The 21,394-nt window shown below is 67.2% G+C and carries 23 protein-coding genes; 18 read left to right on the top strand and 5 right to left on the bottom strand.

The annotated features are described in order from the left end of the window. Positions 1–88: 88 nt before the first annotated feature. Entirely contained in the window at positions 89–877 is a 789-nt protein-coding gene (locus tag LDO13_RS10095; RefSeq protein ID WP_224046636.1) for a GNAT family N-acetyltransferase, read from the top strand. Between the two features lie 28 nt (positions 878–905). Here the strand turns inward: LDO13_RS10095 and LDO13_RS10090 are convergent, their stop codons facing one another. Together LDO13_RS10090 and LDO13_RS10085 are read right to left on the bottom strand one after the other, a co-directional pair. Beyond that, positions 906–1,553 carry a class I SAM-dependent methyltransferase gene (locus LDO13_RS10090; RefSeq protein ID WP_224046635.1) on the bottom strand — a complete coding sequence of 216 codons (648 nt, stop codon included), beginning with the start codon at positions 1,551–1,553 and terminating at the stop codon, positions 906–908. Then, on the bottom strand, positions 1,543–2,160 hold the full coding sequence (locus tag LDO13_RS10085) for an AAA family ATPase (RefSeq protein ID WP_224046634.1): 618 nt from the start codon (positions 2,158–2,160) through the stop codon (positions 1,543–1,545). Before LDO13_RS10085 ends, LDO13_RS10090 begins: the two co-directional genes overlap by 11 nt. A gap of 115 nt (positions 2,161–2,275) precedes the next feature. On the opposite strand from LDO13_RS10085, the gene LDO13_RS10080 reads away from it, so the two are divergent. Beyond that, on the top strand, positions 2,276–3,028 hold the full coding sequence (locus tag LDO13_RS10080) for an ASCH domain-containing protein (RefSeq protein WP_224046633.1): 753 nt from the start codon (positions 2,276–2,278) through the stop codon (positions 3,026–3,028). Positions 3,029–3,050: 22 nt separating this feature from the next. Then, on the top strand, positions 3,051–3,557 hold the full coding sequence (locus LDO13_RS10075; RefSeq protein ID WP_224046632.1) for a GNAT family N-acetyltransferase: 507 nt from the start codon (positions 3,051–3,053) through the stop codon (positions 3,555–3,557). Between the two features lie 34 nt (positions 3,558–3,591). Here the strand turns inward: LDO13_RS10075 and LDO13_RS10070 are convergent, their stop codons facing one another. Next, positions 3,592–3,924: a DM13 domain-containing protein gene (locus LDO13_RS10070; protein WP_263422128.1), complete on the bottom strand. Its 333-nt coding sequence runs from the start codon at positions 3,922–3,924 to the stop codon at positions 3,592–3,594. Positions 3,925–4,349: 425 nt separating this feature from the next. Between LDO13_RS10070 and LDO13_RS10065 the strand changes: the two genes are divergently transcribed. After that, a complete protein-coding gene (locus tag LDO13_RS10065; protein ID WP_224046630.1) occupies positions 4,350–6,071 on the top strand; it encodes an HNH endonuclease signature motif containing protein in 1,722 nt (573 codons plus the stop codon). Between the two features lie 228 nt (positions 6,072–6,299). On the opposite strand, the gene LDO13_RS10060 is transcribed toward LDO13_RS10065, so the two are convergent. Next, entirely contained in the window at positions 6,300–6,827 is a 528-nt protein-coding gene (locus LDO13_RS10060) for a hypothetical protein (RefSeq protein ID WP_224046629.1), read from the bottom strand. A 211-nt stretch (positions 6,828–7,038) separates the two neighbouring features. Between LDO13_RS10060 and LDO13_RS10055 the strand changes: the two genes are divergently transcribed. After that, positions 7,039–7,275 (top strand): hypothetical protein, encoded by a 237-nt coding sequence (locus tag LDO13_RS10055; protein WP_224046628.1) that lies wholly within the window; start codon positions 7,039–7,041, stop codon positions 7,273–7,275. On the opposite strand, the gene LDO13_RS10050 is transcribed toward LDO13_RS10055, so the two are convergent. Further along, the gene (locus LDO13_RS10050; protein WP_224046627.1) at positions 7,253–7,924 is read right to left on the bottom strand and encodes an acVLRF1 family peptidyl-tRNA hydrolase; all 672 of its coding nucleotides are present in this window, start codon (positions 7,922–7,924) and stop codon (positions 7,253–7,255) included. The genes LDO13_RS10055 and LDO13_RS10050 overlap by 23 nt on opposite strands. 105 nt (positions 7,925–8,029) lie before the next feature. Between LDO13_RS10050 and LDO13_RS10045 the strand changes: the two genes are divergently transcribed. From LDO13_RS10045 to LDO13_RS09985, 13 genes are all read left to right on the top strand, one after another. Next, positions 8,030–9,415 (top strand): replication-associated recombination protein A, encoded by a 1,386-nt coding sequence (locus LDO13_RS10045; protein ID WP_224049747.1) that lies wholly within the window; start codon positions 8,030–8,032, stop codon positions 9,413–9,415. 236 nt (positions 9,416–9,651) lie between these two features. Then, positions 9,652–10,050, top strand: coding sequence for a cupin (locus LDO13_RS10040; RefSeq protein WP_224046626.1), 399 nt, complete (start codon positions 9,652–9,654; stop codon positions 10,048–10,050). Positions 10,051–10,304: 254 nt separating this feature from the next. After that, entirely contained in the window at positions 10,305–10,931 is a 627-nt protein-coding gene (gene rpsD, locus LDO13_RS10035) for a 30S ribosomal protein S4 (RefSeq protein ID WP_224046625.1), read from the top strand. Positions 10,932–11,076: 145 nt separating this feature from the next. Further along, the gene (locus LDO13_RS10030) at positions 11,077–11,451 is read left to right on the top strand and encodes a DUF948 domain-containing protein (RefSeq protein ID WP_224046624.1); all 375 of its coding nucleotides are present in this window, start codon (positions 11,077–11,079) and stop codon (positions 11,449–11,451) included. A 20-nt stretch (positions 11,452–11,471) separates the two neighbouring features. After that, a complete protein-coding gene (locus LDO13_RS10025; protein ID WP_224046623.1) occupies positions 11,472–11,738 on the top strand; it encodes a DUF6167 family protein in 267 nt (88 codons plus the stop codon). 164 nt (positions 11,739–11,902) lie between these two features. After that, positions 11,903–14,581 (top strand): alanine--tRNA ligase, encoded by a 2,679-nt coding sequence (gene alaS, locus LDO13_RS10020; RefSeq protein ID WP_224046622.1) that lies wholly within the window; start codon positions 11,903–11,905, stop codon positions 14,579–14,581. A gap of 10 nt (positions 14,582–14,591) precedes the next feature. Then, complete coding sequence (ruvX, locus tag LDO13_RS10015; protein ID WP_224046621.1) at positions 14,592–15,206, top strand: Holliday junction resolvase RuvX; 615 nt, start codon at positions 14,592–14,594, stop codon at positions 15,204–15,206. Further along, complete coding sequence (gene mltG, locus LDO13_RS10010) at positions 15,187–16,965, top strand: endolytic transglycosylase MltG (RefSeq protein ID WP_224046620.1); 1,779 nt, start codon at positions 15,187–15,189, stop codon at positions 16,963–16,965. The genes ruvX and mltG overlap by 20 nt, the downstream gene beginning before the upstream one ends. Next, entirely contained in the window at positions 16,962–17,867 is a 906-nt protein-coding gene (locus LDO13_RS10005) for a shikimate dehydrogenase (protein WP_224046619.1), read from the top strand. The genes mltG and LDO13_RS10005 overlap by 4 nt, the downstream gene beginning before the upstream one ends. 25 nt (positions 17,868–17,892) lie before the next feature. After that, entirely contained in the window at positions 17,893–19,092 is a 1,200-nt protein-coding gene (gene aroC, locus LDO13_RS10000; protein WP_224046618.1) for a chorismate synthase, read from the top strand. A 65-nt stretch (positions 19,093–19,157) separates the two neighbouring features. After that, positions 19,158–19,697, top strand: a complete 540-nt coding sequence (locus LDO13_RS09995) for a shikimate kinase (RefSeq protein ID WP_224049746.1) — start codon at positions 19,158–19,160, stop codon at positions 19,695–19,697. Beyond that, positions 19,694–20,785, top strand: a complete 1,092-nt coding sequence (gene aroB / locus LDO13_RS09990) for a 3-dehydroquinate synthase (protein ID WP_224046617.1) — start codon at positions 19,694–19,696, stop codon at positions 20,783–20,785. The genes LDO13_RS09995 and aroB overlap by 4 nt, the downstream gene beginning before the upstream one ends. Beyond that, on the top strand, positions 20,785–21,300 hold the full coding sequence (locus LDO13_RS09985; RefSeq protein ID WP_224046616.1) for a tetratricopeptide repeat protein: 516 nt from the start codon (positions 20,785–20,787) through the stop codon (positions 21,298–21,300). Before aroB ends, LDO13_RS09985 begins: the two co-directional genes overlap by 1 nt. Positions 21,301–21,394 lie beyond the last annotated feature (94 nt).

Raw genomic sequence — 21,394 nt, 5'->3', positions numbered from 1 at the left:
AGGCTCTCCGGGAAACCGGGGAGCCTTTGCTGTCGGCGCATCTGGGGCCGCTGAAGCAGTAGAAGACGTGGGGGACGGAGGAGATCACATGGCACGGGAACCGATGCCCGGTATTGAAGCGCTGATGGATGCCGCCTGGCCCGCCGCGGAGCGCGAGGAATCCGGCGGCTGGGTACTCCGCGCCGCCTCCGGGGTGACCCAGCGGGCCAACTCAGTATGGCCCCGCGAACCCGGCGGCGACGCGCACCGGCAGCTGGCCGCGCTCCGCGAGGCACGCCTCTGGTACCGGAACCGCCGGCTGCCGCTGATCTTCCAGATATTCGAGGACCCGCGCTACGCCCCGCTCAACGCTCTCCTTGACGAGGAAGGGTTCACCCGGCAGTCCGAGACACTGGTGCTGGTACGGGACCGCGGCACCGATACTGCGGCGGCTGATCCCGGCGTCGAGATTTCCACGGAGCCTACCCCGGAGTGGCTGCGCCTGTGGTGGAGCGTGGACGGACGCGGCGACGACGCAGCCGTGGCCGTCGCCCGCGGGATCCTCGAACGCTGCCCCTCCCTGTACGCCCTCGTGCGCGACGACGACGGCCGGCCGGCCGCCGTCGGACGCCTTGCCATTCCTCCAGGCGGGGAAGACGGAACAGGCGGGCTGTACTGCATGGCGACGCGCCCCGACGCCCGGCGGCGCGGCTATGCGGCCCGGATCCTGGGTGCGCTGCTGCGTGAAGGCGACGCCCGGGGCGCCGGCAGCTACTGGCTGCTGGTGATGGCCTCCAATGCCGGCGCCCGGGAACTCTACGCCCGCGCGGGATTCCTGACGGCGGGCCGGTACCTTTACCGGCAGGAACGGCCGAAGCGGCACCTGACGGGCTGCTGACTCCGCGTTGTCAGCTAACGCCGCGCCTTCAGCCCGGCCGGTGTGCGAGGAGTACGGCCTGGGGCGTCTTTTCCTGGGAACGTGGCGGGCGGGTCAGCTGGGCGGCCACGTCGAAGCCGGCGTCCGCCAGGTGCTCCGCGATGACCTCCGGCGTGAAGAGCCGGGCCTCCAGCGACACGTCGTGGCCGTAGGCGCGCGAGAGATGCCGGGTACCCTCGCCGACGTGGAAGCTGAGCAGGGCGTGGCCTCCGGGCGCCAGCACGCGGAAGAAATCGGCGAACACCCGGGGGAGATCCGATGCCGGCGTATGGATAATCGAATACCAGGCGAAGACCCCGCCCAGCTGCCCGTCCGCGAAGGGTAGATCCGCAAGTTCGCCGACCTCGAAGCTGAGCCCGGGACTGTTGCGGCGGGCCACGGCAATCATCCCGGCGGACACATCAATTCCCGATACGTCCACGCCCCGTGACGCCAGCAGCCGTGTCATGCGTCCCGTCCCGCACCCGGCATCGACGACCGTTTGTGCGGTTCCCTCGGCCACATGGGTGGCGAAAGCTTCGATCATGCCGCGGTCCGTCGGTGCCTCGAAGCCGGCGTCGGGCAACAGGCGCGCGTAGCTTTCCGCGACGACGTCGTACGTTGACCGGACGCTTTCAAGGTGATCTTCAGCAATCATCCGGACAGGCTACCGGGCTCCTTTGCCGGTCACGTGCGGACGCGCTGACCGCGCCGGCGAGCGGCCCGGCCAGCCAAACCTCGGCTTCCTTCTGCGAACGCAGCCGCACAATGGTGAGGTGCGGGTACGCATGCAGGAGGCCGGGCACGGCCGAGTGGTAGTTCCGCCGGGACCTGATGGCCCAGCGCACGATGTGGTCAGGATCGGTGAGAACCGTCCACAAGGGCGCTTCGCGGTTGCCGTTCCACAACTCCTCGCGGGTCCAGCGGCGGCGGATCGTGCGCCGGACGAGGCGGGGAAGCGTCACGCGTGCAAATGACAGGTCGAGCCAGACCAGCACCTCTGCGCGCCCCGCGAGCAGAGGACGCGCGGCGTCGTATTGCCACTCGGTGGTCCACGACTCGGTCCTGATCAGAGAACGGACGTCGGCGAGGAACTCCGGGCGTGGCGTCCATTCCGGGCCATGGAAAAGCGCGTCGATCTCAGTGTGCGGACCTCCCGTCATGGCAGCGATTCGCCGGGCGAGCGTCGTCTTGCCGACGCCCGATACGCCTGCCACGAGCACGCGCTTCGGGGGAGAGGGCAGCGGGTCGCTATGAGAATGCATGTGACGAGCTTAGGCCGACGGCGTCGGGAAGGGCCGCCGTGTCCGTCCGCGGTGCGGCCCTGCGCCCGCGCTGACGTGCCACGACGTATGCCGGAGCGCATGCGAGGATGATCCGATGTTGTATGCCAACGAACAGCGTGTACTGGACGCGGCGAACGAGCTCGTGGGCCGGATGGGTGATTCCCCGAACCACACGGTCGCCGCAGCCGCGATGGACACGGAAGGGCGGATTTTCACCGGCACGAACGTATACCACTTCACCGGGGGACCGTGCGCCGAACTTGTCGTTCTCGGGGCAGCGGCGACGGCTGGTGCCGGGCCACTGACGACAATGGTCGCGGTAAGCAATGACAGCAGGGGCGTCATTGCCCCCTGCGGACGCTGCCGCCAGACTCTCCTGGATCTGCACCCGGACTGCTTCGTCATCGTGCCCACGGCGGAAGGGCCGGACTGCACGCCCATTCACGAGCTTTTGCCTTTCGCCTATCACTACCCCGGGGCCGCGGCCGAACGGATTGTCCGGTTCAACAGTGCCTACTTCGACCGCGTCCGGTCCGGTCGGAAGACGGCGACCACCAGATATCGGGACCCGGTTGAAACCGGACCCGCACTCTTCATCTTCGAAGATGATGACGGGTACCGCCGGCTCCACGGCGTGATTGACGACGTCGAAGAGCTCCGCTTTGACGAATTGACGCCGGAACACGCGGAACTGGAGGGAGCATCTTCGCTGCAAGCACTGCGTACGGCACTGAGGCAGCACTACCCCCGCCTTGCGGACGAAGCATTGATTAGTTTTGTCCGATTCCATCTTGAGGAGCCTCGCAGCCAGGTTGCTGTGCGCATGGCCGAGGTTACGTCCCCTTGATTCTGGCCGGTATTGTTGCGGCATGCCCGAGCTGATCGAACCCACCGGACGGCTGCACGCGGCCTGGATAGAGGCGCATGCCGAGTGGGGTCCCGGCGTCCATGAAGACGGGTTCGGGCTGTTGCCGACGGACGACGTCGGGTCCACAGCCGGATTCGCGGCGTGGGTGGAACGGCTGGCAGGGGAGTCGGAACGCTGCACGTACCGCTGGATTGTTGAGGACGGCCAAGTGCTCGGCGGGATCGCGCTGCGTCACGAGGGACACCATTTAGCGCCGCGGGCCGGACACATCGGCTACGGAATCCGGCCGACGGGCCGCCGGCGCGGACTGGCAACCTGGGCTCTTGGTCGTATGGTCCGCGAGGCGGAAGTGCGGGGGATGGAACGCTTGCTGGTTGTCTGCAAGGCTGGAAACGCCGCCTCGGCAAGGACCATAGAGCGCCATGGCGGCATCCTCGAGGATGACGCCGGGAATGGCGCTGTGCTGCGCTACTGGATCAGGACCGATCGATTGCAGGATCTCAGATGAATCCGGCTCGCTGGAGAGCCGGCGAACATTACTGTTAACGCTCTGCGAGATTTGCCGTGCCGTAGGCTTCCTGGACGTCGGAGCTGGATCTGTAGATGGTGACGCTTCTGATCTTCGGTAGTGTCTGCCACTCGGCAGTCAGATCGTAATACTGAGTGCCCATCTGTGCTTTCAGGGGTGCCACCACAAAGTATTCCGTGGAACTGAGCCCACGTTCCCCGGAGGCCGAAGGCTCCAGGGTGCCAGGGTTGAGGTGCACGTAAAGATCGTCGCCATCTCCAGTCGAGAATCCAGCGAGCTCCAGCTCTACCTTCGACGGAGTTACCGTCCGGGCGACGGTGCCGCGCGTCATGGTTGCCTGTGACACGAATACTCCCGCAAGCACCTGTGGCTGGTTGGTCTCCTGAGCGGGGCTGGAGGCGGTGGCGGCGGGTGCCGTGGTTCCCGTGCCCTCCGGCGGCCCCGTGTACGTACATCCGGCAAGCGCTGCCACAAGAGTGGCAGCTAGCGTCGTCCTGACCGGTTTCATGTTCCCCCAAGGAATGACTTCTTGAATGCGGCGCCTTGCCAATTGAGCGTTTCAACGTTCGCCGGGCAGCGTGTGGGCGTCAACCATATTTACTGGCGGAAATAATCTGTGCGCCGCCAGCACGAGCACACGACGGCATCCAGAGTATCGCCGTCCCCTCGGAAGTTGCGGGCGTCATGACCCCGGAAACCCTCACGATGCGTGGCGTCGGAAATGGCCTTCACCCCATCATTATTGTCAGTGGTGCCCGCTAGGTTTGAAGTATGGACAGCACGGACTGGAGTGCGGAGGGCAGGGCGGCCTTGGCTGCTGTCGTTGCGTTGACTACGGCGTTGGATCCCGTCACCGCGGCCGGCGTTGATCAGACTGGTCCGTCCGTTGCCGCCGCTGATCATGTTGATTCCCGGCCTGATCCGTTAGGGGGCGATCCGTTGCGGGATGTGGCGGATGCATGTTTGGACGGGTTGGCCGAGTTGGCCAGGCGTGATGCTCGTTCCGCGGCTTTGAAGGTGCGGCTCCTCGCGGAATACGTGAGCGCGGCCAGGGCGTTGGTGCCGCCCGCAGCGTCCCCGCAGGAGCGCACCGCCCAGGAGATGGCTTTGGTGGCGGAGGTCGCGTGTGTCCTGACGGTGAGTGAACGTTCCGCCAGTGCCCTGCTGACAGAATCGCAGGCATTGACGGCGGCGCTGCCGCTGACCTTGGGAGCCCTGCAGGCCGGGACGCTGTCCTGGCAGCACGCCAGGATCATGGTGGACGAGACCGCCGTCCTTGACCCGGCCTCGGCGGCCGCGCTGGAGGCGCACTTCCTGGACCCCGACGCGCCGGGTCCGGCCCGCGGGTGCCCGGCGGGGGAGTTGGTGCCGTCCCGGTTCCGCGCCAAGGCACGCACGTGGCGGGAACGCCACCACCCGGTCAGCATCGAAATACGCCACGCCAGGTGCGCGGCGGACCGGCGGGTGGAGTTCGTCCCGGACCGCGACGGCATGGCCTGGCTCAACGCCTACCTCCCGGCCGACACCGCCGCCGGGATCTGGGAACGGACCACCACCGCGGCCCGCACCCTTCAGGGCCCGGACGAGGCCCGGACCCTGACCCAGCTGCGCGCCGACATCGCCGCGACCCTGCTCCTCACCGGCAACGGGACCGCAAGCGCCGGCCCGGGGACTCCGGACGGGATCGCTGGCGGGTTGGCCGGCGGTGGGACCGGGATGGTTGGCCTGGTCGGGGATGTGCCGGTCCCGCGGGCGCAGGTCCTGATCACCGTCCCGGTGATGTCCCTGCTGGGCGCCAGTGACGAACCGGCCATGCTGGACGGGTACGGGCCGATCCCGCCGTCCATGGCCCGCCGCCTGATCGCCGGCGGCGCCGACTCGTTCCACCGGGTCCTGACCGACCCCCGCGACGGCGCACCGCTGGAGATCGGCCGGACCAGCTACCGCCCGACGAAGGTCCAGCGCCAGTGGCTCCGCCTCCGTGACGGCAAATGCCCGTTCCCCGGCTGCAACAACCACTCCCTGGACAACGAAGCCGACCACCTCCTGGCCTGGGCCGACGGCGGCACCACCGGGATCGCCAACCTGGGCCAGCCCTGCCGCAAACACCACCGCCTCAAACACGGGTCCGCCTGGACACCAGCCGGCGCCACCATGAACGACCCGCCGGGATGGGTCTCACCCTCAGGCCGGCACTACCGGAGCGAACACCAGGACTGGGAACCACCCCACTGGCCGGACCACCTCCTGCCCGCAGATGCACGCCGGGGGCAAGGCGCAGATCCGGGACAGCACCCGGACCCGGCGCCCGCCGGAGGCCCCGGCCCGGATCCAGGGCGGGATCCCGAAACGGAATTGCCCCCGGATCCCTTCCCCGACTGGCACCTATTCACGGCCGGGCACCGATGGGCCGCCGCAGACATAGATGACCCGGGCTGGCCAGAGCCTATCGAGGACCCGTATCCGGAATGCCTCCTGATCCAACACGCCTGAACCACTCGTCGCGTGCCCTTCCAGAGCCATGGAGTCCTCAGCCGGCAGCACGGATTGGATGTCGCAGTCGCGGGGTGCAGCGCGGATTGGTCGAGGAAATCATAAGGTCGGCAGCTGTAGCCCGCTGTCCGTGAACTCAGCCAGGTCGTCCAGCCGGGTCACGAGGTTTCAAACACCCGATGTCGCGGCTAGATCTCTCCAGAGCGCCTGCGCCAGAACGTAAACGTGTCAGCCCGCGTCGACGCTTGGGGGAGCGGTTCGTTGTTCTTTGTCGTCGCCCGGGGACGTGGCGGCAGCACCGGTGGTGGGGCCGCTCAGGGTCTCAATGTAATCCAGTGTTTTCGGACTGACATGCCGCACAGCCGCCAGTTCCTCCCGCAGAACGCCTCTCTTGGCTTCGTCACCGAGTGTGACCCGGAGGTCCATTACAGTTTCGATGCCCTGACGTTCGAGCACGTATGTGATGTCCTCAATCTGGGCCAGGCGGCCAGGCGACGGCCAATTGATGACTTCCGAGAGTTTTCCCGTAGCGAGGCGACGGCGGAATCCACTGGTCGTGGCGGCATCCGGCCAAGCCTCAACCATGGCCATAACGCGAGGCAGGACGGTCGCGTGATAGTTCTGCCGTCGCTGCAACGTTGCGTCGACAATTATGGCCCCAATGTGGTCCCAGCCACGGCGGATGTTGGTCGAGGCGTCACTGCCCTGTGCATCCGTTGACGCCGGGAGGTTGGCATCATCTTTATCGATAGTCATAAGTGAATCCTTCCATGCCCCAGCAGTGAGGACGGGCGCTGAGTCGTAAGATCCGGTTGTCCCGGGCCGGTCACGGGATACCTGGTGACGAAAGGGCATTTCAGCACTGGGAACCCTGATCGCTGCCGGAGAACAATCGGAGTGAATAGGGCATGCGCCCCTCGGCCAGGCCGCGCCGTCCGTCCGCGGCCGCAATCAGTGGAGGCATCTCATGAAAATCGTTCTCGCGGAGTCCGCCGCAATGATGGCCATCGGTGACGGTGTCCTTGGAGTGTTGTTTCCGGTCCAGCACTCGACCCGGTGGGAGTTCGGCCCGGAGCCATGGCGCAAGTGCATGCGCATGTGGGCCGACCGTCCCGGACTGACGCGGGCGGTGAGTCTGCTGCAGATCGCTGCGGGCATCGCCTTGGCGTCGCGCCTTCCGTCTACTCCTGCGGGTGAGCCTTAGGGGCGTTAGGCGGATCCGTCACCAGGATCCGCACCGCGCACTGGTCCGCGGCGGCCTTCTTCAGCACTGCGGCGCGCGGATCCGGGACATCGAGGAACGCCAGCCTCGGCCGTGTGGCGTACTGCTTCAGCACCGGTTCGGCGAGAACCTGCTCGGCCAAGGTCCGGTCGCCGCCGGGAGCCAGGTACTCGATCCGGTGCTCCGCGAAAATCCGCGCGGCATGCTCCGCCACGGCCTCCACCAGCGCATCGGCCTGGTTGGCCCGCCGCCGGGCAAAGCGCTGCTGCGACCAGCCGCCGGCAGCCGTCCGGGACTGGACATGCCGGGTCCCGGTCTTGGACGCGAGCACAGCTCCGCCGCTCACCACTGCCACGGAGTAGCCTCCGCGGCGGACCAGTACCGCCCCGATGCCCCGCGGCTGGGACGCCAGGGATGCGAGGCGGGCGACGGCGTCTTCGCCGCGCCCGGGGCGGCCGTCCGCCGGCCACGGCGCCTGCAGCAGGGCCACGGCCCCGTCCGCAGCACGCAACTGCAGCCCGCCGTCGAGCTCCTCCTCGGCCAGCGTGCCGTGGCTCGCCGCGAATCTCTCCACCCACCCCGGCAGCCGGGCGCCGGAGACGAAGGCCACACGGGACTCGGTGGTTGTCATGGCGCGGGTCTCCGTTGTGAGGTGAGTGTCTGGGCGGGCGGGAACTAGAAGTAGCCTATCTATGTGGATGATCTCTTTGGCGCAGGGCGGGACGGCGGCGCCGCTATCGAGGATGACGGCGACGCCGACCAGCCCGGCGACGCCCGCAGAGTCTCCCCGCGCAGCCCGCTCGCCGTCAGGATGCGGCCGCGGACACTCGATGACGTGGTAGGCCAGCAGCACCTCCTTGGCCAGGGCTCGCCGCTGCGCCAGCTCGCCGCAGGAACGGACGCCACCGGACCCGCTGGCCCCAGTTCGCTGATCCTCTGGGGCCCTCCCGGTACCGGCAAGACCACGCTCGCCCACGTCATCGCCAAGGGTCCAGGCCGGAAGTTCGTCGAGCTCTCCGCCATCACCGCCGGCGTCAAGGACGTCCGCCGCGTGATGGACGAGGCCCTCACCGCCCGGGACCTCTTCAAGACCACCACCGTGCTGTTCCTTGACGAGATCCACCGCTTCAACAAGGCCCAGCAGGACGCCTTGCTGCCCGGCGTCGAAAACCGCTGGGTTGTCCTGGTCGCGGCAACCACCGAAAACCCGTCCTTCTCCGTCGTCTCCCCGCTGCTCTCGCGGTCCCTGCTGCTGACGCTCAAACCGCTGACCGACGCCGACGTCGAGGGCCTTCTCCTGCGGGCCGCAACTGATGACCGCGGGCTCGGCGGCAAGGTTGAGCTCAGCGACGAGGCCCTGGCGCACCTCGTCCGGCTCTCCGGCGGGGACGCCCGCCGGGCACTGACCGCGCTCGAGGCGGCGGCCGGCGTCGCGTTCGGGGACGCGGACGACGCCGACGCAGCAGGGGAGGCCGCGGCGGCTCCGATGAAGATCGAACTCAAGCACACGGAACGTGCCCTGGACGTCGCCTCGGTCCGCTACGACCGCGCCGGCGACCAGCACTACGACGTCGTCAGTGCCTTCATCAAGTCCATCAGGGGCTCCGACGTCGACGCTGCCCTGCACTACCTCGCCCGGATGCTCGAGGCGGGGGAGGACCCGCGGTTCGTGGCCCGGCGCATCGTCATTTCCGCGGCCGAGGACGTCGGCATGGCCGATCCGACGGCGCTGCAGACCGCCGTCGCAGCGGCGCAGGCCGTGCAGCTCATCGGCATGCCGGAAGGCCGCATCATCCTGGCCGAGGCCGTGGTCCACCTCGCCACCGCACCCAAATCCAACGCCGCCTACCTGGGCATCAACCAGGCGATCGCCGACGTCCGCGCCGGCCTGGGCAACGGCATCCCTGCCCACCTGCGCGACGCCCACTACCCGGGGTCCAAGCAACTTGGCCACGGGCAGGGCTATAAATACGCCCATGACGCACCCCATTCCGTGGCCACCCAGCAGTACCCGCCGGACGATCTGGTGGGCCGCAACTACTACGAGCCCACGGCCAACGGTGCGGAGCGGGACATTTCCACCCGGCTGGAGCGGCTGCGAAAGATAATCCGGGGCAAGTAGCCGGCCGCCCAAAAAAACTGCCCGTTGACTTCCGGTCCGTGAGGTCTAACGTGGATTTAGATCAGCAAGGACCTGCTGAACGTGCGTGTTGTGACCGCTCCGACCGCACTTGGACACGCGGCAAGCAGCACACATCGTCGGCTCTTCGCTTTCCGGACCTCAGGTCAGCGGCCGGCACATCAGTAGCCTGGCTCACCGCCGGGCTTCACCGTCCAAGTTTCCTAGGTCGTGTTTCCATGTCCTTGAATTTCGTCACAGCCCTGGCAGTCAAGTCGTTCGATGTACCGGACAAGAAGCGGTGCCCGGAAAACGCCGAATACGACCTTGTCACCGTGAACGACTACTCGGTGGCCCGCCTCATTCTCGGACCGGGGTGGCGGTGGTCCGAGTCGATCAGACCCTTCGAACAGACCGAGCTGTGCCAGCACCATCACCTCGGGTTCTGCATCTCGGGGATGATGGAAGTGGAATCCTCCGACGGGCTGCGGACCACGATCCATCCCAACGACACCTACACGATTCCGCCCGGCCACGATGAATGGGTGGCAGGGCCGGCTTCGTTCGTGGCCGTGGAATTCCTGGGTGCCGCGTCCTTCGGGCGGCGCAGCAGCCGGGGCGTGCACGCCAGGACCTGACCTGCTGCCCTGGCCTGCTGCCCAGACCTGCTGCCCTGACCGGACTGACGGGCTGCAGGCTCCAGCGTGGTAGGCTTGTTCGTTGTCTGGCAAGGCACAGACGCACAATCCACCTGATTCCGGCATTGCACGTTGTTGCGATGCTCATTTGATGGGTTTGCCCTGTGCCCAGTAGCAAAAGGCAGCGGTTGGCCGATGCTCTCCATCGTGGAGGCCAGTAACACTGACACACCGCAGATATTGGAAGGACACAAGTGGCTAACAACACTCGTGCTCGCCGTACCGCACGCCTCTCGCGTGCACTCGGCATTGCTCTGACCCCCAAGGCCGCCAAGTACATGGAGCGCCGCCCGTACGGCCCCGGTGAGCATGGCCGTGCCCGCAAGAAGCAGGACTCTGACTACGCCGTACGTCTGCGCGAAAAGCAGCGTCTGCGCGCCCAGTACGGCATCCGCGAAGCCCAGATGACCCGTGCCTTCGAAGAAGCACGCCGCACCAAGGGCCTGACCGGTGAAAACCTGATCGAACTGCTCGAAATGCGTCTCGACGCCCTCGTGCTGCGTGCAGGCTTCGCCCGTACGATCGCCCAGGCCCGCCAGCTGGTAGTCCACCGCCACATCCTGGTCGACGGCATCCGCGTTGACCGCCCGTCTTTCCGCGTCTCTGAGGGCCAGCTGGTCCACGTTCACAGCCGCAGCGAGACCATGCCTCCGTTCCAGGTTGCAGCAGCCGGCGCTCACCGCGACGTCCTGCCGATGGTTCCGGCATACCTGGACGTCAAGCTTGACGCCCTGCAGGCACGCCTGGTCCGTCGCCCCAAGCGCTCTGAGGTCCCCGTGACCTGCGAAGAGCAGCTCGTTGTGGAATTCTACGCACGCTAGATCCAACGCGACACCTTACAAAGAAGCCCGTGGCAAGCGCCACGGGCTTCTTTGTATGTAAGGTACTTGGGGGAGTTCTGCGGTTGCCGGCTGTGTCAGCCGGAGACGCCCGCGGATACACGATGCAACAAGGAGATGAACGACTATGACTGGTGGCGATATTGCCGGCCTGATCGCGGCCGGAGTGTTTGCACTGCTGGTCCTGCTGCTTGCCGTGCCGATCCTCAAGCTCGGGGGAGTGTTCGACGAAGTCCGGACCTCCATCCGTTCGATCAGCGACGGGGCCACCCCGCTGATGGACGAAGTCACTGCCACCGTCTCCACCACCAACGAGCAGCTGAAGAAGGTCGACGGGATCGCGAACAACGTTTCCGACGCCTCCGCCAACATCTCGGCGCTGTCCTCGCTTATGGCCGCCACCGTCGGGTCGCCGCTGATCAAGGTCGCGTCCTTCAGTTACGGCGTGCGCTCGGCCTTCACCGCCCGCAAGAAGCCCGCCACCGGCCGCCGTAGCCGCTAAGCCCCGCTGGAGAACCTGACATGAACAGAATCATCTGGATGGGAATCGGCGTCGCCATCGGCGTCATCGCGTTCCGCAAGATCACCGAAGCGCAGTCCAACCTGGGCCCCGAAGGCCTTAACCGGGCCGTCGGCAGGCTCGCCGACGGACTGTACGACTTCGCCGACGCCGTCCGCGAGGGCATGAACGAACGCGAGACCGAACTCCGGGGGGCTTTGGGGATCGACGCAGGCCTGGAGAAGGCCGTCAGCAAGAGCTCCGCTGGCAAGGATGCAGTCCGGCGCTAGCCGGGAGAGAATGAGAAAAACGGTGGCACCCGAAAGGGCGCCGCCCGCACGGCCACAGGCCGCGACCAACCGTTCCGCGGACTACCCGCGTAAACGCCGAACGCAGTGAACATAAACACCGTGAACATAAACACAGTGAATATTGAAGGGTAAGTAATCAGCTCATGAAGTCGCAGGAGATCACCAAGCGCTGGATCGACTTTTTTGTCAGCAAGGGCCACACGGCGGTTCCTTCCGCCTCCCTGGTCTCCAGCGACCCTTCCCTGCTGTTCACGGTGGCCGGCATGGTCCCGTTCATCCCTTACCTGACCGCCCGGGAGGAAGCACCCTACAAGCGCGCCACCAGCGTGCAGAAGTGCATCCGGACCGGCGACATCGAGGAAGTTGGCAAGACGGCCCGCCACGGCACCTTCTTCCAGATGTGCGGCAACTTCTCCTTCGGCGACTACTTCAAGGAAGACGCCATCAAGTACGCCTGGGAACTGCTCACCACGAGCGTTGACGACGGCGGCTACGGACTGCCGCCCGAGCTCCTGTGGGTCACCGTCTACGAAGAAGACGACGAGGCCGAGCAGCTCTGGCTCAAGAACACCGGCATGCCCGCCGAGCGCATCCAGCGGATGGGCAAGGCGGACAACTACTGGTCCACCGGCCAGCCCGGCCCGGCCGGCCCCTGCTCCGAGATCTACTACGACCGCGGCCCCGCCTACGGCGTTGAAGGCGGACCGATCGCGGACGAGAACCGCTACGTGGAAATCTGGAACCTCGTGTTCATGCAGTACCAGATCGACAACGTGCGCTCCAAGGTCGACTTCGACATCACCGGCGAATTGCCCAAGAAGAACATCGACACGGGCCTCGGCATGGAACGCCTCGCGATGATCCTCCAGGACGTCGAGAACATGTACGAAACGGACCAGGTGCGTCCCGTCATCGACCGGGCCGCCGCCCTGTCCGGCCGGGAATACACGTCCGCCGAGTCCGCCGCGGACCCGCACCACACGGACGATGTCCGGATGCGCGTCGTCGCCGACCACATCCGCTCCTCCCTCATGCTGATCGCCGACGGCGTCACGCCCTCCAACGAGGGACGCGGCTACGTGCTGCGCCGCCTGATCCGCCGCGCCGTGCGCTCGATGCGCCTGCTCGGCGTCGAGAAGGCCTGCCTGCCGGAGCTGCTGCCGGCCTCCCGCGATGCCATGAAGGGCGTCTACCCGATTGTGGAGACGGACTTCGACCGGATCAGCCGGATCGCGTACGCCGAGGAGAAGGCGTTCCTGCGCACCATCGCCTCCGGCACCGCCCGGCTTGAGGACGCCGTCAAGGAATCCCAGGCCGCCGGCCAGCCGCTCTCCGGCGCCGACGCCTTCGCCCTGCACGACACCTACGGCTTCCCGATCGACCTCACCCTTGAAATGGCGGAAGAAGCCGGGCTGAAGGTCGACGAGCCGGAGTTCCGCAAGCTCATGCTGGAACAGCGCCAGCGCGCCCAGGCCGACGCCAAGGGCAAGAAGGGCTCCCACGCGGATCTCAGCGCCTTCCAGGAGCTGCTCTCCGCCGGCGAGACCGTCTTCACCGGCTACACCGAACTCAACGGCGAATCCAAGGTCCGCGGCATCCTTACCGGCGGACGCAAGGTATCCCAGGCCTCCACGGGCGAGGAAATCGAGCTCGTCCTGGCCGAGACCCCGTTCTACGCCGAAGCCGGCGGCCAGGCCGCCGACACCGGGCTGATCACCGGCGACGGCTTCGTCGTCGAGGTCCTGGACGTCCAGCGCCCCATCAAGGGCCTGAGCGTGCACAAGGCGATCGTCCGCGAAGGTGAAATCGGAGCCGACTCCCTGGTCCAGGCTGCCGTGGACCGGGAACGCCGGCACGCCGCCGAGCAGGCCCACACCGGCACGCACATCGTGCACGCGGCCCTGCACCAGATCCTCGGCCCGGAAGCGCTGCAGCGCGGCTCCTTCAACAAGGCCGGCTACCTGCGCTTCGACTTCGCCTGGGGTGAAGGACTGAGCGCCGCGACACGCTCCGAGATCGAGGAAGTTTCCAACATCGCGATCCGCAACAACTACCGCGTGGAGACGAAGGTCATGGGCCTCGCCGAGGCCAAGGCCCTCGGCGCCATGGCTCTCTTCGGCGAGAACTACGGCAACGAAGTCCGTGTCGTGGAGATCGACGGCGCCTGGTCCCGTGAACTGTGCGGCGGCACCCACGTCGAGAACACCTCACTCATCGGCAGCCTGTCCCTCCTCGGGGAACAGTCAGTCGGTTCGGGAAACCGCCGCGTTGAGGCCTTCGTCGGCATGGATGCCTTCAGGCACCTCGCCGCCGAACGCGCCCTCGTCACCGAACTCACCGAAATGCTCAAGGTTCCCTCCGGTCTCCTCACGGACCGCATCGCCACCACCCTGACCAAGCTCAAGACCGCCGAAAAGGAACTGGAGCGCCTGCGCAAGGAACAGCTCACAGCAGCGGCCGCTCAGCTCGTGGGTACCGCGAAGGACGCCGCAGGAGTCAAGGTCATCGCGCACGATGCCGGCCAGGTAAGCGGCGCCGATGACCTGCGGGGCCTGGCCCTGGACCTGCGCACCCGCCTCGGCTCCGAGCCTGCCGCCGTGGCCGTCGCCGGTGTGAGCAACGACCGCCCGGTCATCCTGATCGCCACCAACGAGGCTGCCCGCGCGGCCGGCGTCAAGGCCGGCGCACTGGTCCGCCTCGCCGCCGGAATCCTCGGCGGCGGCGGTGGCGGCAAGGACGACGTCGCCCAGGGCGGCGGCACCGACGCCACCAAGGTCGGTGCGGCCCTCGACGCCGTCGTGGACGCCATTACCCGGCGATAACGGAACAGTCATGAATGAAGCTGCTGTGCCCGGCGACTACCCCCGGGGCGTGAAACTCGGGGTAGACGTCGGCACCGTCCGGGTCGGAGTGGCGGTCTGCGACCGTGATGGCATCCTTGCCACGCCGCTGCGCACCCTGGACCGGAACGCGAAGAAGAATACCGATGTGCGGATTCTTGCGGCCCTTGCCGAGGAACTCGGCGTGGTTGAAATTTTCGTTGGCCTTCCGCGGACGATGAAGGGCGAGGAACATGCCTCGGCCCGGATGGCATCGGACTACGCGAAACTACTGGCCGGTAAACTGGAGGAATGCGGTTCTGACGTGCCGGTTCGCCTGGTCGATGAGCGGCTGAGCACCGTGACCGCCCACCGGAACCTGCACGAAGCTGGCATGAGCAGCCGAAATCACCGTAAGGTTGTTGATCAGGTTGCGGCCGCAGGTATCCTGCAACAAGCGATCGATATGCAAAAGGCCAGGGGGACGGAGGTCGGAAGCCGCGTATATGCGGAGTCCACGCCGGGGCCGACCGGGGATGGCGCTCAGGCCACTCCCGGATTAGACACGCAATCTGCACAACGCATTCTGCCCAAAATGGAAGGCTACAGTGAGCCCGGTCAACAGTGACGACCCCTCCGGTGATGCTTTCGGCGGCGCCGGCCGACCGCTGACGCGCAAGGAGATCAGGGCCCAGGAGAAGTCCCAGGTGACCCAAAGTCAGGACGTTATCCCGCCGCAGGCTTTCGAGACCGGCGAGGACACCCCGGCAGCCGCGCCAAGCGCCGGGGCCGGGCGGGACACCGCCCCCGATCCCGGGTTCCATTCCGGGCCGATCCAGCCCGCGCCGATGCAAGCCGCCGACGCGCCGGACGTGCCGGCAGCAGCGCCGACCGTGCACGAAGAACCGGTCTCTGACGAGCCGTTGCACGCGGACGCCCCGCACGAGCCTGTCTATGAAGAGCCTGTCCAGGAGCAGCCTGTCCAGGAGCAGCCTGTCCACGGCGGCCAGGTCCACGAAGAACCCGTGCATGAAGCGCCCGGGCATGGAGAACCTGCCTTCTACGAGCCGGCTCACGAAGAGCCCGTGCACGAGTACGCCGGCGGGGTTGCCCATGAGGACACTGCGCATTATCAAGCCGAAGTCCCGGCCGCCTACGATCACGGCCACGACGCTGAGTTCCACGCCGGCCACGCTGTGTACCCCTCCGGCGAAGATCACTATGCCTACGATGGCGCGGACGGTCAGCCTGCCGAATACCACCACGAGGAAGACGGCCATGTTGTGATGGCCGGAGGTGCCGCCATCCGCACGTCCAAGGGCCCGTCCAAAAAGGTCCGCCGCCGGCGCCGGTTCCTTGCGCTGCTGCTGACTCTGTCGGTCTTTGTTATTGCGATAGCCGTCGGCGCGCAGTTCCTGAAACCCCTCCTCGGCGGGGATACCGTTGCCGACTACCCTGGCCCCGGAACAGGCGAGGTCATCATCACCGTGCCCGAGGGCGCCGGGCCGAAATCGGTGGCAACCCAGCTCCAGGAGAAGAAGGTCGTAGCGAACGCCGACACGTTCCTCCGGGACTTCCTCGCCGCCGGCGGGGCGCTGGCCCCCGGCGAATTCACCATGCGCAATGAGATGAAGAATTCCGACGCCGTGGCCGTGCTGCTGAACAAGGACCAGGGCAAGGTCATGTACTTCGCCCTCAGCGCCGGACTCAGGATCGGAGAATCGCTCCAGGCCATCTCCGAGGGCTCGGGAGTTCCGGTCTCGGAACTCAAGGCGCTCAACGAGTCGCCCGCCCAGTTCGGCGTCCCGGCCAAAGCCAAGAACCTCGAAGGCTTCCTCGCTCCCGGCGAGTACCGGTTCCCGCTCGGCACCCCGGCCAAGGATGTGCTGCAGAAGCTGGTCACCACCACGCTCGACGAGCTCAAGTCACAGGGTGTCACCGATCCTGCGAAGCAGTACGACGTCGTCACGGTCGCCAGTATCGTGCAGGCCGAGGGCGGCCAGGCCGAGTACGGCGATGTGGCGGGAGCCATCTACAACCGGCTCAAGCCGAACAACACCGAGACGAACGGGCTGATCCAGTCGGACGCCACGGTGACCTACGGGCTGGGCATCAAGAGCTTCCACATTGACGAGGCCCAGAAGACCGACAAGTCAAACCCCTACAACACGTACGCCAACCAGGGACTGCCGGTGGGGCCGATCGGCTCGCCGGGCAAGACGGCGATCGACGCGGCGGCGAAACCCAAGGCGAACGAATACCTCTACTGGGTGACCATCAACCTGGACACCAAGGAGACCCTGTTCTCCAAGACGCTGGCGGAGCACAACACGTACGTCGCCAGATACAACGCCTGGTGTGAGGGCAACCCCGGACGCTGCGTATGACGCTGCGGGCCGCCGTGCTCGGGCACCCGATCAGCCATTCCAAGTCGCCGGCGCTGCACCAGGCCGCCTACGCCCACCTTGGTGTGCAGCTGGAATACTCGGCGATTGATGTGACGGAGGACGCGCTCCCGGCCTTCATGGCCAGGGTCCGGGAGGACGTCCGGCAGGGGGAGAGCTGGCGCGGACTGTCGGTCACCATGCCGCTGAAAACCGGCATGGTCCGCGAAGTGGATGAGGTCCGCGGCGTTGCCCGCGCCCTGGGGGTCGTGAACACCGTGGCGTTTGAGCGCCAGGCCCCCGGAGCGTGTGCCGGCTCAACGCGGCTGGTCGGCTACAACACCGACGTCGCCGGAATCGTCAATGCGCTCCGCCATGCGGGCGCCGCGTCCGCGCCCACCGCCGCTGTCCTCGGCGGCGGCGGCACCTCAGCCGCTGCCGTTGCGGCGCTGAAGGAACTGGGCGCACCGGACGCGGACATCTTCGTCCGCGATGTCAGCCGCGCCGCGGAAGCACGGGCGGCCGCTGCCGCCGTGGGCCTGCCCGTCCGGATTCTGCCCCTGGCCGGGGCGGCCGCCGCGGTCGCAGCTGCCGACGTCGTGATTTCCACGCTGCCGCCCCGCGCCGCAGACCCCCTGGCCGAAGAACTGGCGCGGCTTTTCACGCAGCGCCCGGGAGTGCAGCTCCGGCCCGGTGTGCTGCTCGACGTCGCCTATGATCCCTGGCCCAGCCGGATTGCCTCCGCCTGGCAGGAAGCCGGCGGCGCGGTGGTCCCCGGACTTGAGATGCTCATCTACCAGGCCGTGGAACAGGTCCGCCACTTCACCGGCCTTGGCGAGGCCATGCCGGCCGAGGTCATAGATGTGATGTGTGACGCAGTCGGGGCGCCCCGACGGGTGTTCTGACCGCCTTACATGGCAGGATGGATTTATGCTGCGTTGGTTGACTGCCGGAGAATCCCATGGGCCGGCCCTGGTCGGAATTATTGAAGGCGTGCCCGCCGGTGTTGAACTCACCAGCGCCCAGATCGCCGATTCGCTGGCCCGCCGGCGGCTCGGCTACGGCCGCGGCGCCCGGATGAAATTCGAACAGGACGTCGTCACGATCCTCGGCGGCGTCCGCCACGGCCTGACCCAGGGCGGCCCCGTCGCCATCCAGGTCGGCAACACCGAGTGGCCCAAGTGGGAACAGATCATGTCCTCCGATCCCGTGGCCCCCGAAGTCCTCGCCGACCAGGCCCGCAATGCCCCGCTAACCCGACCCCGGCCCGGCCACGCCGACTTCACCGGCATGCAGAAGTACGGCTTCGACGAGGCACGCCCCGTGCTGGAGCGCGCCAGCGCCCGCGAGACGGCCACCCGGGTGGCGCTCGGCACCGTCGCCTCCGCGTTCCTCAAGCAGCTCGGCATCGAGCTGGTCTCCCACACAGTGTCGATCGCCAGCACCGCCGTCCCGGAAGGCCGTCCGCTCCCGGTCCCGGCCAACGTTCTTGCCCTCGACGCCGACCCCCTGCGCTGCTTCGACCGCGAAACATCCGACGCCATGGTCGCCGAGGTCGACGTCGCGCACAAGGAAGGCGAAACCCTCGGCGGTGTGGTCGAGGTCCTCGCCTACGGACTGCCGCCGGGACTGGGCAGCTACGTCCACTGGGACCGCCGCCTCGACTCCCGTCTGGCCGCCGCCCTGATGGGCATCCAGGCCATCAAGGGCGTTGAGGTCGGAGACGGCTTCCTCACCGCGTCCCGCCGCGGCTCCGCCGCCCACGACGAGATCGTCAAGGACTCCAACGGCAGGATCATCCGCACCTCCAACCGCGCCGGCGGCATCGAAGGCGGCATGAGCATCGGCGACGTCCTCCGTGTCCGCGCCGCCATGAAGCCGATCGCCACCGTGCCCCGCGCGCTCAAAACGGTCGACGTCAGCACCGGCGAGGCCGCCAAGGCGCACCACCAGCGCTCAGACGTCTGTGCCGTCCCGGCCGCCGGCGTCGTGGCCGAGGCCATGGTCGCCCTCGTCCTGGCCGAGGCCGTCACCGAAAAGTTCGGCGGCGATTCCGTGCAGGAAACCGCCCGCAACATCAAGGGTTACCTGGACAACATTCCGGCGTCCCTGGACTCGATCGGCCACTAGTGCCGGCCGACATTCCGGCATCGCCGGACCGGGGCGCTGCCCGGCCCATCGTACTGATCGGGCCCATGGCAGTGGGCAAATCAGCGATCGGGCACCAGCTCGCCCACCAGCTCGGAGCCCCGTTCCTCGACACCGACGTCATGGTGGTCGCGAACCACGGATCCATCGCGGAAATCTTCGCGAGCCGCGGCGAGCACGCCTTCCGCGAGCTTGAGGCCAGGGCCGTCGCGCGGGCCATTGAGGACGCACAGGGCCGCACTGCGGTAATCTCGCTGGGCGGCGGCGCGGTCCTGGACTCCGGCACCCAGCAACTGCTCGACCGCTGCACCGTGGTCTACCTCGAGTGCGATGCGGACACCGTGGCGGAACGCATTGCCAGGAACTCGGGCCGGCCGCTTCTGGCCGGACACGCCATGGAACGATGGAAGACGCTGTTCGCCACCCGGCGCCCGGTCTACGAGCGGCTGGCCGATGTGGTCCTGGACGTGCGGTCCGGAACGGTTCAGGACCTCGCCCGGCAGTTAGAAGATGCGCTGCGAAACTACGCCGCTGGGACACCAGCGCCCGTAGCCACGCCAGCGGGGACAAAGGAAGTTGAAAAGTGATCACCGAATCAACCGTTATCAAGGTCACCGGGCAGACGCCCGGCGAGAACTACGACGTCGTGGTGGGCCGCGGCCTGCTGCCCAGCCTGCCCGGGCTGCTGGGCGAGCGCGTGAAGCGTGTCCTCGTCATCCACCCGCGCGCGCTGCGCCTCACCGGCGACACCGTCAGGGAAGAACTCGCCGCGGCAGGCTTCACCGCTCTGACGGCCGAGATTCCCGACGCCGAGGAGGGCAAGCACATCGAGGTGGCGTCCTTCTGCTGGCAGGTGCTCGGACAGAACGACTTCACCCGCTCGGACGCTGTCGTCGCCGTCGGCGGCGGGGCGGTCACCGACCTGGCCGGCTTCGTGGCCGCGACCTGGCTGCGCGGTGTCAAGGTCATCCACATGCCCACCAGCCTGCTCGGCATGGTGGACGCAGCCGTCGGCGGGAAGACCGGGATCAACACCGCCGAGGGCAAGAACCTCGTCGGGGCGTTCCACCCGCCGGCCGGTGTCCTCGTGGACCTCGACACCCTGGACACCCTGCCCAAGAACGAGATGATCTCCGGCATGGCTGAGGTCATCAAGTGCGGCTTCATCGCCGATCCGGCCATCCTCGAGCTCATCGAAAAGGATCCGACCGCCGTCACCGATCCCCGCTCGGACGCCGTCCGGGAACTCATCGAGCGCGCCATCACGGTGAAGGCCAGGGTTGTCTCCGCGGACCTCAAGGAAGCGGGCGAGCGTGAAATCCTCAATTACGGCCACACTCTGGGCCACGCGATCGAACTCGCCGAACGCTACTCTTGGCGCCACGGCGCCGCCGTCGCCGTCGGCATGATGTTCGCCGCCGAGCTGGCACGCAGCGTCGGCCGTCTCAGTGACGCCGACGCCGACAGGCACCGCAGCATCCTGGAAAGCCTCGGGCTTCCCATCACCTACCGGCGCGACCGCTGGCAGGCGCTCCTCGACGGCATGCGGCGGGACAAGAAGTCGCGCGGTGACCTGCTGCGTTTCGTTGTGCTCGACGGCGTGGGCCGCCCCGGCATCCTCGACGTCCCGGACACCTCGCTGCTGTTTGCCGCCTACCAGGAGATCGCCTCCTGATGCCCTTCATCTCAGGTACCAGCGATTGGCCGGATGCAGGCTTTCCGGGGATCAAGATCAACCCGGACAGCCTGATGCCGCAAGTCGTCAACGAGGAGACCTGCGCCGCGGCGCTGGCAGCCTCGACCGACCCCGGTGACCTGATCTTCGTCCGCCTCGTCGAGGGGCACGCCGCCGAGGCGGCCGAACTGCTCGCCGAGGCCCGGTACAGCGACCCCTCCTCGCTGCGCCTGCGCATCTTCGAAGCGGATATCCTGCGGGTCTCCCACCGGCTGGACCGGGCGGTCGAACTGTTTCGCCAGCTCCTGGCGGAAACTCACGGCACCCTGGACGAAGCCGCCGTCCGCCAGCACCTCGGCCGGTCCTACTTCGCCAGCGGCAACATTGCCGCCGCCGTCGAATCCTTCGCGAAGGCGCTCGACCTGCGGGTCGCCGGATCCGCCGACGCGGCCCTGATCTATGCCTCCACCGTGGCGCTGCAGCGCGCCCGGGACGTGCTGGATCTCGCCTCCTGAGACCGGGCCGGTAACGCGTCCGCAGAGGCCCCGCACCGGGGCGTCCGGCAGCGGCGGCGCAAAACCGGTAGAATGATTCTTGGATTTTTGATAA

This window comes from Arthrobacter sp. NicSoilB4, assembly GCF_019977335.1.
Taxonomy (GTDB): domain Bacteria; phylum Actinomycetota; class Actinomycetes; order Actinomycetales; family Micrococcaceae; genus Arthrobacter.
The sequence above is the reverse complement of the archived record's forward strand: the minus strand, read 5'-3'. Positions and strand labels throughout refer to the sequence as shown.